This window comes from Actinoplanes sp. NPDC048791 (genome assembly GCF_040650095.1).
In the GTDB taxonomy this organism is placed as follows: domain Bacteria; phylum Actinomycetota; class Actinomycetes; order Mycobacteriales; family Micromonosporaceae; genus Actinoplanes.
In genome coordinates this window covers 1-11,350 of the sequence record NZ_JBEZGQ010000183.1, presented here as the reverse complement: position 1 = coordinate 11,350, position 11,350 = coordinate 1, and the positions used below count along the sequence as shown (strand labels likewise).

The following is an 11,350-nucleotide window of genomic DNA, read 5'->3' as shown; positions in this document are numbered from 1 at the left end:
TTCGGGGCGGTGCTGCACCGCCCCGAACGCCCGAGGCGCGAGTCTGCGACGCAATGCGTAGGGGCCGACCTGCCGCAGATTAGAGTGCGATCGTGACCGACGCATCCGTTTACCTCGCCGCCCAGCCTCGCCTCGACACGCTCGTTACGGTGTTTCCCTCCGACGCTCAGCGGCTGCGCACCGACTTCGCTGGGACGGCCTGGATCGGCGACGTCCCCGACCCGGCATCCGGAATGATGGGACCGCGTTACCAGCGGCGCGCTGTCGACTCGCAGCTGTTTCTGCCCGACACCCACTGGTACTCCGTTCTCGAGCTCGACGACGCCGAGGTGCAGGTTGTCGTCGGCCTGCTCCAGGTGCCGGGCACCACGCAGGGCACGCAAGGTCTGGTCGGCGCGATCGCCGACCCGCAGGCGGATTTCTTCGAGCACCCCGAGCACGACGACCGGGTCGGCATCTGCCTCACGCTGCGGGGCCAGATCTGGTCCAACGTCGGCCTGTCGTATCGCATCACCGTGCTGTGCCGGCCGGAGTCGCTGATGCGCTCATCGACGACCGCCACGTCAACGTGAACGGACGGCGCTGAGCCGGTCGCGTCTACCGGCTGGGGTGCTACTCCACGATCCAGATGCCGTAGTCGCGGGTCGCGGTGCCGAAGTCCTGGAAGCCCAGGATGGTGTTGTTGCCGACGTAGGTGTAGTTGTTGATGCCCTTGGCGATCACTGTGCCGTTCGCGCCCGGGCCGTAGACGGGCCCACCGCTGTCGCCTCCGCGCACCGCCGGCTGGCCGTCGACCTGGCGGGCCTCGACGGCGTCGCCCGGGTCGGTGTTGTACTTCTCGACCCGCAGTCCGCACACGGGACCGCCGATGTCGCGGGCGGAGGATCCGCCGGACTGGCAGAGGTACTCGCCGGGGAACGTCCAGTCCCACCCGGCGACGGTGGTGACGGCGTTGCTGTCCAGTCCGCCGACGTACATGACGTTGTCCACGTTGCCCGGGGTGCTGATCAGGGCGATGTCGTGGCCGTCGTTGTCGGCGGTGAACGTACCGATGAATTCGCCGACGCCGTCGCGGATCTGATTGCCGTTGCTGCCGCAGTGTCCGGCGGTCAGGATGAACCGTTCGTTGTTGCCGTTGCGTACGGGGAAGCCGGTCGTGCAGCGCGAATTGCCGTTGATCTGGTCGGCGCCGCTCTTCCAGGGTGCCCAGTCGTCGCGCCTGCTGGTCAGCACCTTCGCGCCCTGGTCGACAACTTCGACCGGTACCCCGACCTCCGGGGCCAGCCGGGTGACGCCCGTCCGCGTGCTCGTGGCGACGACGATTTTGCTGCCGTCCACGGCGTACTTGATCCGCGGCTGCTGCGCGGCGTACGCCGAACGCAGTGTGGCGCCCGCGGCCCGCAGCTCACTCAACGAGTTCTCGGCCGCGCCGACTCGCACGGGGGCGATCGACCGTGAGGTGGCGATCGTCTGCTTGATCCGGGTGGGCAGTGCGCCCTTCCACCACACGACGACCTGCTTGTCCTGAAGCTCGATCCCGGCGTACCCGGGGTAGGCGTTGCGCTCGATTTCCCTACGGATGGCGCTGGCTGCCTGAACGAGCGGAATCTGTCGGCGGGCGTTCTCGGGGAACTGGAACGTGGCGGGGGAGGAGGCGGAGGCGGGGACAGCTGCCAGGGCGGTGGACGCCAGAACGGCGATGCTGACAGCTGCGCCGAGGCGCTTGCTACGTGTCATCCGAGTGCCTTTCGCTGGGCACGCGTGCGGAACGCGCACCGGTGGGGATGGTGACGCTGAGGGGGTTGCGTCGACAGCGCTTAGGAAGAGACCTCCTCTCGTCGACCGATGGGGGAATCGGATCTGAATGAGCGGACGGTGCGTGCGATGAAGGCAGCAAGAAGCGCTGTCGGGCCGGGCGCTGTCTACCGCGCTTCATCGACTGACATCGTTGTCAACGGTAGAGCGTCTTCGTGTTGTTAACAACCCTGTACATCGATGACCGATCCGGTTCCGTAGGCGCTCCCCGCAAGGGGAAACTGGAGTGGCTCAGCCGGATCCGTGCCGCTCGGGGAGCTCCTCCAGCGCCCCGGATGGCACCTCGACACCCGCATTTCGTGCACGCGATTGGCGCGGAGCGTCACGCGAGCCGGTTCCGGCACGGACCCGATGGGCGTGCTCCACGTGGTGAAGTTTCGCCCACCGGGCCGGCGGTTCGCAGTCAGCCGATGGAGGTCTGCCGCTGCCGGCGGCGGGAGGACGCCTCCAGATATGTGAACGAGAGCCGGCGCAGACGTTCCACAACGGAGGGCAACCGCAGGTGTTGACGTTCGTCAGGACAGGAAACTGGCGAACGGACCGTTGAGGATGCCATTCTTCTGGCTCTGGCTGAAGGTGCAGTTGGGGTAGTCGTAGAGCGACGCCGACATGCAGGTGCCGTCGGTCGAGGTGGCGTCGGGCAGGCCGAAAGCGTGGCCCAGTTCGTGGACCATGCCGCCGTACCAGCGGTTGATCGGGCCGTTGACCCCCGCGGCGCCGTCGGCGTCGTGGCCGCTGAGCAGCACCCAGCCGTTGCCCCCGCCGCCGCCGGACCGGTTCGGCTCCTCGGCGCTGACCTCCTCGACGTTGATCCACCGGCTGTCGGCGCCGAACCGTTGCTGCAGCTCGCGCTGGCCGTTCTCGACCACGCACCAGTAGTGGTCGCTGCCGGTGCAGTTGTTGGTGATGTACCAGTTCGTGTCGTGCAGGCCGTTGACCACCTCGACGACCGGGTTGTTCAGCGTGAACGTCTTGCCGAGCTGAGCCTTGAAGAACCGTTGCGCTTCCTGCATGACGCTGGTGATGCCGTCGGGGTACCGCTGGTCGAACGCCTTGTCGGTGGGCTTGAGCCAGTAGACCCGGACGGTCCTGGCCGGCGGCGTTCCGGTCGGCGGCGTCGTGGTCGGTCCGGTGGTGGACGGGGTTGTCGGGGGCGTCGTGGTGGTGCTGCCGGTGCAGGCGACGTTGTTCAGGGTGAAGCCGGTCGGCACCGGGTTCGACCCGGTCCAGGTTCCGTTGAAGCCGAACGACGCGCTTGCGCCGGTGGCCAGCGCCGCGTTGTAGCTCATGCCGGCCGCGGTGACCGCCGCTCCGGACTGGGTCACGGTGGCGTTCCATGCCTGGCCGACGGTCTGCCCGGCGCCGAACGACCATCGCAGCGTCCACCCGTTGATCGGGTCACCGAGGTTGGTCACGGCCACGGAGGCGCCGAAACCACCCTGCCATTGCGAACCGACCGTGTACGACACCTGGCAGCCGGCGGCGGCGGCATGCGCCGTCATCGTCATGACCGAGAGTGTCGCGCCCAGGCCGACCGCGAGCGCGACCGCCAAAAGGCGCCGAGTGCGTCCAGGTGCCATCTCGTTTCCTTCCTGATCGAGGCCGGCTCCGGGCGCGGCCCTTATGTGCGAGCACGACGAAATCGTTTTCGGAAGGTAGCAGTAATCGATGTGCATCGATAGATGTAACCGGCATCTAGCTGGACATGGTTGCCGACGGTGTGCCGAAAAGTTTTCGGAAGGCCGACGCCGCGGTGTGCTTGATCACGCGCGGGCGATTCACTGACAGTGACCTATATAGCCACCTTGTGAGCGTGGTCACCCGCCGCTATGGTCTGTCTAGCGGTTCAACTAGTCCACCCAGCGGACCTTTGTGGTCGTCGGCGGAGCCAGCCTTGAGCTGCACTGGAATACACCTCCAGACGGGAGTTCCCCGGCATGAACAACCACTGGCTCAGAACGGTCGTGCCCATCGCGGCGCTGGCGATCCTCGCGCCGGCCTCGGCCCTGGCGCTCACCGGTTCGTCGAACGGACAGCCCGCCAGGCCGACCGGCATCGATCCCGTCTACGGCGTGTGCCGAGGGGTCGACCCGAGCTGCTACAGCGACTGGGGCACCGAGCGGGACAACAAGGTGCTGGTGTACTCGCGTACGGCGGGTCCCAGACACGCCAACCTGGGACAGGTTCTCGATCCCGACAACCCGAGCGTCAAGGGCCTCGCCCTTCCCCGCCCGTACGTGATCACCCACGATCACAGTGATCCGGCGGCGTGGCCGCGCCCGCTGAACAGCTCCAACGTGGCGCAGTCCGCCCTGGTCAGGATGCTGAGCGCGGACGGCATCGAGGTTCACGTCACCGAGGACGTCCAGGCCATCGAGCGGCTCGACTCCAGCTACCGGGCCGTGATCTTCATGAGCCCCACCCGCGACACCCTGTGGAACCACGCGCGCGGCGCCGAGGGCGGCACCCGCCTCGACTGGGCCCGCGAGTCACTCCGCAAGTACATCCAGGGTGGCGGCGGTTTTGTCGGAGTCCACAACGCCTTCGGCACCGAGTACGGCTGGAAGTGGTACGAGGGGCTGCTCGGCAACGCGAACTACTACAACCACGGGCGCAGCCAGCCCGGCGACGTCGTCGTCGTCAACAACCGCGACGTATCGACCAAGGACCTGCCGCGACGCTGGGGATTCTCCGACGAGTGGTACAACCTCGTGCCGTTCCCGACCAACGTGAACTTCCTCGCCACCGTGGATGAGCGGACGCTGGCCGGCGGCGCGGGCGGAGAGGGCTCGCACCCCGGGCACGGTGACTTCCACCCGGTCACCTGGTGCCAGTACTACGACGGTGGCCGGGCCTGGCTCACGACGCTCGGCCACGACGCGGCTGCCTTCCAGGAGAACTCCACGTTCCCCGGTGCCGCCGCGTTTCAGGCGCACCTCGAGCACGGCATCAAGTCGGCCATGGGCCTCGAGCCGTTCTGCACTCCGGCCAAGCGCAAGTAGCCACAGCGGAAGGCGATCGATGAAACCACGAATTCTCCTGGCGGGCCTGCTCGGCGTCGCTGTTGCCGTCGGGCCGTCCACCGCGTTCGCCCAGAGCCCCCGGGCGGGCACCGAAGCCGAGCCGCCAGGTCTGGAGCCGACGGGGGCCGACATGCCGGCCGTCGGCGGCAACCTCGCGAACCAGCACTACTCGGGACTGAAGCAGATCACGAAGCGGAACCTCGACCAGCTGGGCCCGGCCTGGCGCACGCACGTGTCGGCGGTCGCGCCGGCCAGTGACGACGTCGGCCAGCAGACGACACCCGTCGTCGCCGACGGGGTCATCTACCTCGACACACCCGGTGGTGAGGTGATCGCCGTCGACGGCGTGACCGGCGCGCCCAAGTGGAAGTGGGCGCCCGAGGGGTTCGAGACGGCGGACACCCGGCGCGGGGTCTCCCTCGGCCAGGGCAAGGTCTTCACGCTCGCCGCCGGCGATCGCATCGTCGCGCTCGACCAGCAGACCGGCGCCCAGGTGTGGGTCTCGCAGCCGGCGGTCCAGGCCGGCGTCGATCTGGGCAGCATCGACCGGGTCGCGACCGTCTACAGCGACGGCATCGTCTACGCCCACGCGGCCAACGGCGACCGGGCCGCAGTCGTGGCGGTGCGCGCGAGCGACGGCGCCTACCTGTGGCACTTCTTCGGAGGGCCGGACCGCGGGACCCTCTACACCGATGTCAACGGCAACTCCGTCGACGCCGGCGCCACCTGGGGGCCCGTGCTGCCCGACGGCACGCAGTGCAACCTCGAAGGCGGGGCCACCCCGTGGATCCACGGCGCGGTCGACCCTGAACTCGGCCTGTACTACCTGACCTTCGGCAACCCGCGTAGTTGCCGGAGCTCACAGGACGGCTCGCAGCGTCCGGGCGACAACCTGTTCTCCACCACCATGGTCGCGGTCGACCGGAAGACCGGGGCCTACAAGTGGCATTACCAGTCGATCCGGCACGACGTGTGGGACATGGACAACGTCCATCCGCCCACCCTGGCCGACATCAAGGTCAAGGGTCAGAAGCGCAAGGTGGTGTTCTACGGCAGCAAGTCGGGGCACCACTTCGTGCTCGACCGGACCACCGGCAAGCCCGTGCTTCCCGTCGCCGACAAGCCGATGATCCAGGACTCCCGGCAGCACAACGCCGCCACCCAGCCGTTCCCGGCGGAGCGCCTGCTGCCCGAGTGCGTCGTCTGGCAGAAGCTGGACCCGCGCAATGTCCCGGGAGACCCGTGGCGTGCGGTGCCGAACTACAACGGCTATCAGCCCGACGCGGACGGCAATCTGGTCTTCAACCCGGACAGTTATGTCGCGGCGGACCAGCCGTTCCTCACGTACCCGCAGGGTTCGCCGGCCGACCACCGCCGCGGCTGCATGTACGACCCGCAGTGGGACCTGCCGATCCTGTCGACCACCAGCCAGAACGGCGGCGGTGACTGGTCGAACCACTCCTACAGCCACCACACGAACCTGGTCTACTTCCCGTACGGCACCAACCCCGTGGCGCACTGGAACGGCGCCGCGGCCAACGGGCAGCGGGCCATCGGCCAGTACCAGACCGGCGGCATCCTCGCCTACGACGCCTCGACCGGCAAGGTGCGGTGGCGCAATCACCTCGGCACGGACATGTCGCACGGCCAGGGCCCGTTGACGACCGCGAGCGACCTGTTGTTCGCCGGGCAGATCGACGGCCGGCTGCTGGCGATGGACGCCCGCGACGGCGACGTGCTCTGGCAGTTCCAGACCGGATCGGGCATCGCCGGTGCCCCCATCACCTACACCGTGAACGGCGAGCAGTACGTCGCCGTTCTCGCCGCCGGGTCCACGAACCCGTACGGCGCCTCGGTGACCCAGGGCGATTCGCTGTGGGCGTTCAAGCTCGGCGGCCGGTACGCGACGGAGTCGGGCAGCCAGGAGGGGCCCGACCCGGCACCGCTGGCGATCCGCCGTCCCGTCCAGGGCGATCCGGTCGAGGGCGCGACGGTGAACAACACCGTGTACCTGGGCCGCCAGGACCGCACCACCGACACCGCCACCGCGCGCGACAGCACGTCCCAGCGCGGTATGGCCCCGACCCACCTGCGGGTGCCGGTGGGAACCACCGTGACCTTCCGGAACCCGGGGGCGGAAACGTTCCCGACCTTCCCGAACCAGAAGCCGCACTGCGCGACCCAGTTCTTCGAGGGGCTCTTCAATCTCAAGCTGGACCCCGGGCGGAGCTCCACTTTCACGTTCGACCGCGCCGGTGAGTACTACTTCAACGACTGCACCGACCCGCGGCCGACCGGCAAGATCGAGGTGTACCTGTCGCCACGGGACCTGCCGGGTGCGTTGCGGTTCCTGCCGCCGAGCCTTGATCTGAGCTCCCGTACCGGGATCTTCACCGGGGTGCGCGGCGTCGTGGTCGCGACGCTGAGCCTTCCGCCCGGCTATCGCCTCGACGGCGACGTCGCCCTGCGGACACCGCTGTCGCGGACACCCGTCAAGGCAACAAATGCCAAGACCATCGGTCGTACGTTGACCGTGGTGTTCGACCGGGCCGACCTCGACAACAACGTGCCGGCGGGTGACGCGGTGCCGTTGACGCTGGCCGGAACCTTCCGGCACGACGGCCGGCAGGAACAGCTCACCTCCACGGCGACGGTCCGGATCGTCAAGTAGGTCATGTGCACCCGGTCCCGGCGAGGCTGTACGAAGGCCTCGCCGGGACCGGTCACCGGCGCCGGAGGTAGTCGCGGGTTGCCGTGATGGCCTGCCGGGCGTGTTCCTTGCCGCCCACCTGGGCGACCAGCGTCGCCCGGGGAATCTCCAGGGCGTACGGCAGTCCGGCCGGTAGGGCGTCGAGGATGCCGTGGACGTCGATGCCGCCCTCGCCGGGGAAGAGCCGTTCGAAGCGGGCGGTGTGGATGAGTCCTTCGTTGGTGGGCGGCACCGCCGGCGGTGCGTCGCAGACGTGCACGAAGTGGAACCACTCGGCGGGGAGCTGGCGCAGGTCCGCGATGCTCGAACCGGACCGGGCGAAGTGCAACAGGTCGACCAGGATGCCGGCGTTCGGCTGACCGGCGCCACGCAGGACGCGGACCGCGGCGTTCAGATCCGGTGTCTCGGTCCAGGAGGGGAACTCGAGGTCGACGGTGAGGCCGCGGGGCCGGGCCATTTCGCACAGGCGCGCGAACCGCTCGATCTTGCGGTTGCGGTCCGGATCGGGGAGCTGGGCGATGACGTGCCGGGCGCCGAGTTCCGCTCCGGCGTCGAGGAACCGTTCCAGGTCCCGGGGGTCGTCGTCGGGGCTGATCCGGGCCAGTTCGATGTCCAGCACCTCGATGCCGGTGGCGGCCAGGCGCAACTTGGTGGTGCGCAACAGGGCCGGGTCGGTGGCGAGCGGATAGTGCGGCTCCTGCGGCGTCACCCGGGTCAGGCGCAGCCCGACGTACCGGTAGCCGGCTTCGGCCGCGGCGTCGACGAGTTCCGGTGGGGACAGACTCAACGCGGTCAGGTGGGCCAGGGAGAAGTCGTGGCGTACGGATGCACCGGTTGAGCTGCCGCGCAGGGTGACCAGGCGGCGTTGCCGGTGGGCCGCCATCCGGACCGGCGCGCTGACCGGCCCGTCGTAGCCGGTGTAGCCGTCGATGCGCTGCACCACGGCGAAGAACACGCGCGAGCCGAGCATCTCGGTGTAGAAGTGCAGGTAGGCGCCGTGCTCGTCGCGGTCGTAGAGAACCGAGTTCGCGCGCAGGGCCGCCACGAAGTGCGCAGACAGATCGAAGCGAGCTTCCAGGTCGGCGTAGTAATTGTCCGGGATGGCGAGCAACGGTGCGCCGCGCGCCCGCATCGCCGCCGCGCTGGCGAGCGCGTCGTCGGTCGCGAAGGCGACATGCTGCGGACTGGGGATCACCGGAGCCCAGTCGCCGCGGCGCAACGCCGCCGTGCTGAGCGTGATTCTCACCCGGTGGCCGGGATCGGCGGCGGCCCGGCTGCGGATCAGCCCGAACGGCGCGACGATCCCGGCCGCCCGCAGACCCAGCACCACGCGGTAGAACAGGGCCGCCTCATCGAAGTCGTCGACCTCGTCGGTCAGTGACAGGTGATCGGTGCCGGTGATCCCCGTGCCGCCACCGGCCGGGGCCGGTGCGGGTACGAAGTCCTGGATCCAGCTGTCCCGGTCCGGCCCGGTGCGGACGAGGAAGACCGCGATGCCGTCGGGGGCGGCTATGGAGGTCAGCTCCGCCTCCTGCGGCTCGCGCAGCCGGGGCAGCACCGGGGCGAGCAGCTGTTCCGCCCGGCGGGTCGAGGCGTCCGGATCGGCGCTCTCCACTGCCAGGGCGCAGATCGTTGCCGTGCCGGGGGTGACGGTCCGCTGCGCGGCGAAGTTCAGCAGGATCCGGGCCTCGGCCTGCTGCCAGAGCTGCACCGGTTTGGATCGGTGCTGACCGACGTGGGCGAAGCCGAGCGCGGCCAGGGCCCGGGCCACGGCCGGACCGGAGATCTCGTCCACGGCGACCTCGGTGAAGACGATGCCGCTGAGCTCGGGCGCCGGGGGAAGCCCACCCGAGCGGAGCCGGTCCCGGGCCGGTGGCGGGGCGACCGCGCCCGCCGATTCCTGCAGGGCCAGCAGTGACCGCATGCCGTCGATCGCGGCGTGCCGGGGATCCGCCTGCCGGTAGACGTCGTTGAGGACGTCGAGTGACAGCGGGCCGCCGTAGCCGGTGCTCAGCACGTGGGCGAGAAACGTGGCGAGGTCGAAGGAGCCCAAGCCGGGGAAGAGCCGGTGGTGCCGCCCTCCCTCGACGACGTTCGCGGTCGGGCCGGACGCGTCCGCCAGCTGGAGGTGGAACACCTTCTCGCCGGGGATGACCCGGAGGCCGGCCGGATCGCTCCCGGCGGGCGACAGCACGTGGAAGCTGTCCAGGCAGAGGCCGAGGGCGCGGTGGCCGGCGCGGCGGACAATGCGCCACGCGTGCGGAATGGTGCTGACGAACCGTCCCCACGCCTGCGCCTCGTACGCGATGCGCAGGCCGCGGTGCTCGGCGCGGACGGCCAGGGCGTGCAGCTGCTCGGCGGCGAGGTCGTCGTCATCGACGGCGTCGGCCGACGTCGACGAGCCGACCAGCAGAGTGCGGGTGCCGAGCTGCTCGAGCAGGTCGAACGTCCGCTCGGCCCGGCGCAGGGTCGCGGCGAAGACCTGCGGCGGCACCGCTTCCACGTCGGAGAGCAGCTGGTAGGCGTCGATCGTCAGGCCGCGGCGGTCGCATTCCTGCTTGATCCGGTCCGGCGACCAGGACGACGCGACGAGATCGTTGTCGGCGAGTTCGATGCCGTGGAACCTCGCCGCCGCGGCGGCGGCGAGTTTGTCGTCGAGGGCGCCCGACAGGCAGGACGTGGCGATGGACAGGCGATAGGACGAGGCCATGCTGTCACCCCAGATAGGTGGGCCGGATGGCGGGCGGGATCGGTCCCTTGTTGCGCCGCCCCTGCCCGGTCTCCTCCCAGGCATGCGCGAGGATGCCGACGCTGCGGCTGAGGACGAACAGCCCTCGCGCCAGCGGGGCGGGGAAGCCGAGCTCGGCGTAGATGACCGCGGTGGCGCCGTCGATGTTCATCGGGATCGGCTTGTCGCGGGCCCGGTTGAGAGCTGCCTCGACGGCCAGGGCGGCACGCAGGTGAGCGCCGTCCACGACGCCGGCGGCGACGGCCTCGTCGACGAGAGCCAGCAGGGGATCGCGTCTCGGGTCGCGGGTGTGGAAACGGTGACCGAAGCCGGGCAGATAGCGGACACCGCGGGCCCGCCACTCGGCGATGACCTGGTCGGTCGCGGCCGGTAGAGCCTGGCCGGCGGCCTCGCGCCGGCGGATCTCGTCCAGCATCATCACGCATTCCTGGCCCGCGCCGCCGTGCGAGTCGCCGAGGGTGTTGATCGCGCCGGCCATCGCGTTGTTGAGCCCGACCCCGCAGGTGGCGGTCATCCGGGCCACCGCGATGGACGGGGCGTGGGGGCCGTGGTCGACACCGGCCACGAGGGCTGCTTCGAGCAGGTCCGACTGCTGGGGGAGAGGACGCTCCCCGCGGAGCATGAACCAGATCATCGAACCGAACCCGATCGTGCCGATGAGGTCCTGGACCGGTGTGCCGCGCAGTTCCACGACGTTCGGCTCGATACGGGACACCGCGGTGCCCCACCAGTCGGCCGCCAGCGATTCCGTCATGGCGCGACCCTAACCTTCGGTCCGTGCAGCGGTCTACCGGGACCGCACAGCGGATCAATGCGGATGAGCTGAGATCGGCGGTTGTCTCTTGACAGGGATTGTTTCGGGGAGAATAACTAACGTACCGGTTCGTACAAACCGATGGAGGTGGCCCGTGTCCGCACCGACCGGGTCAGCGCCCGGGGTCGTCGGCCAGAGCCGGGCTCCGGCCGGCCTGCCAGCGGCGCAGCAGTTCCGGCAGCTCCGCGTTGTGCTCGCCGAGCGCGGGCGGAGGTGCCTGCGCGGTCAGCGGTTCGCCG

Annotated in this window: 7 protein-coding genes; 3 read left to right on the top strand and 4 right to left on the bottom strand. The window is 69.5% G+C overall.

Annotation, left to right across the window (positions count from 1 at the left end; translation table 11 throughout):
- Window positions 1-92: 92 nt before the first annotated feature.
- The gene (locus AB0C29_RS16190) at window positions 93-572 is read left to right on the top strand and encodes a hypothetical protein (protein WP_360820860.1); all 480 of its coding nucleotides are present in this window, start codon (window positions 93-95) and stop codon (window positions 570-572) included.
- Window positions 573-612: 40 nt separating this feature from the next.
- On the opposite strand, the gene AB0C29_RS16185 is transcribed toward AB0C29_RS16190, so the two are convergent.
- Window positions 613-1,737, bottom strand: coding sequence for a trypsin-like serine protease (locus AB0C29_RS16185; RefSeq protein WP_360820858.1), 1,125 nt, complete (start codon window positions 1,735-1,737; stop codon window positions 613-615).
- A 593-nt stretch (window positions 1,738-2,330) separates the two neighbouring features.
- Window positions 2,331-3,395 carry a cellulose-binding domain-containing protein gene (locus AB0C29_RS16180; RefSeq protein WP_360820856.1) on the bottom strand — a complete coding sequence of 355 codons (1,065 nt, stop codon included), beginning with the start codon at window positions 3,393-3,395 and terminating at the stop codon, window positions 2,331-2,333.
- Window positions 3,396-3,752: 357 nt separating this feature from the next.
- Here AB0C29_RS16180 and AB0C29_RS16175 point away from each other — a divergent pair, with 357 nt between their 5' ends.
- Together AB0C29_RS16175 and AB0C29_RS16170 are read left to right on the top strand one after the other, a co-directional pair.
- A complete protein-coding gene (locus tag AB0C29_RS16175) occupies window positions 3,753-4,817 on the top strand; it encodes a ThuA domain-containing protein (RefSeq protein WP_360820854.1) in 1,065 nt (354 codons plus the stop codon).
- A gap of 19 nt (window positions 4,818-4,836) precedes the next feature.
- Window positions 4,837-7,509, top strand: a complete 2,673-nt coding sequence (locus AB0C29_RS16170; RefSeq protein WP_360820852.1) for a PQQ-binding-like beta-propeller repeat protein — start codon at window positions 4,837-4,839, stop codon at window positions 7,507-7,509.
- Window positions 7,510-7,561: 52 nt separating this feature from the next.
- Here the strand turns inward: AB0C29_RS16170 and AB0C29_RS16165 are convergent, their stop codons facing one another.
- A complete protein-coding gene (locus AB0C29_RS16165; protein WP_360820850.1) occupies window positions 7,562-10,258 on the bottom strand; it encodes a TIM barrel protein in 2,697 nt (898 codons plus the stop codon).
- A 4-nt stretch (window positions 10,259-10,262) separates the two neighbouring features.
- Window positions 10,263-11,051, bottom strand: coding sequence for a citryl-CoA lyase (locus AB0C29_RS16160; protein ID WP_360820848.1), 789 nt, complete (start codon window positions 11,049-11,051; stop codon window positions 10,263-10,265).
- Window positions 11,052-11,350 lie beyond the last annotated feature (299 nt).

What these genes read in the sequence shown, in the direction of transcription:
- AB0C29_RS16175 (WP_360820854.1), top strand. Translation starts at nt 3,753, where the DNA reads ATGAACAACCACTGGCTCAGAACGGTCGTGCCCATCGCGGCGCTGGCG.
- AB0C29_RS16165 (WP_360820850.1), bottom strand. Translation starts at nt 10,258, where the DNA reads ATGGCCTCGTCCTATCGCCTGTCCATCGCCACGTCCTGCCTGTCGGGC.
- AB0C29_RS16185 (WP_360820858.1), bottom strand. Translation starts at nt 1,737, where the DNA reads ATGACACGTAGCAAGCGCCTCGGCGCAGCTGTCAGCATCGCCGTTCTG.
- AB0C29_RS16180 (WP_360820856.1), bottom strand. Translation starts at nt 3,395, where the DNA reads ATGGCACCTGGACGCACTCGGCGCCTTTTGGCGGTCGCGCTCGCGGTC.
- AB0C29_RS16170 (WP_360820852.1), top strand. Translation starts at nt 4,837, where the DNA reads ATGAAACCACGAATTCTCCTGGCGGGCCTGCTCGGCGTCGCTGTTGCC.
- AB0C29_RS16160 (WP_360820848.1), bottom strand. Translation starts at nt 11,051, where the DNA reads ATGACGGAATCGCTGGCGGCCGACTGGTGGGGCACCGCGGTGTCCCGT.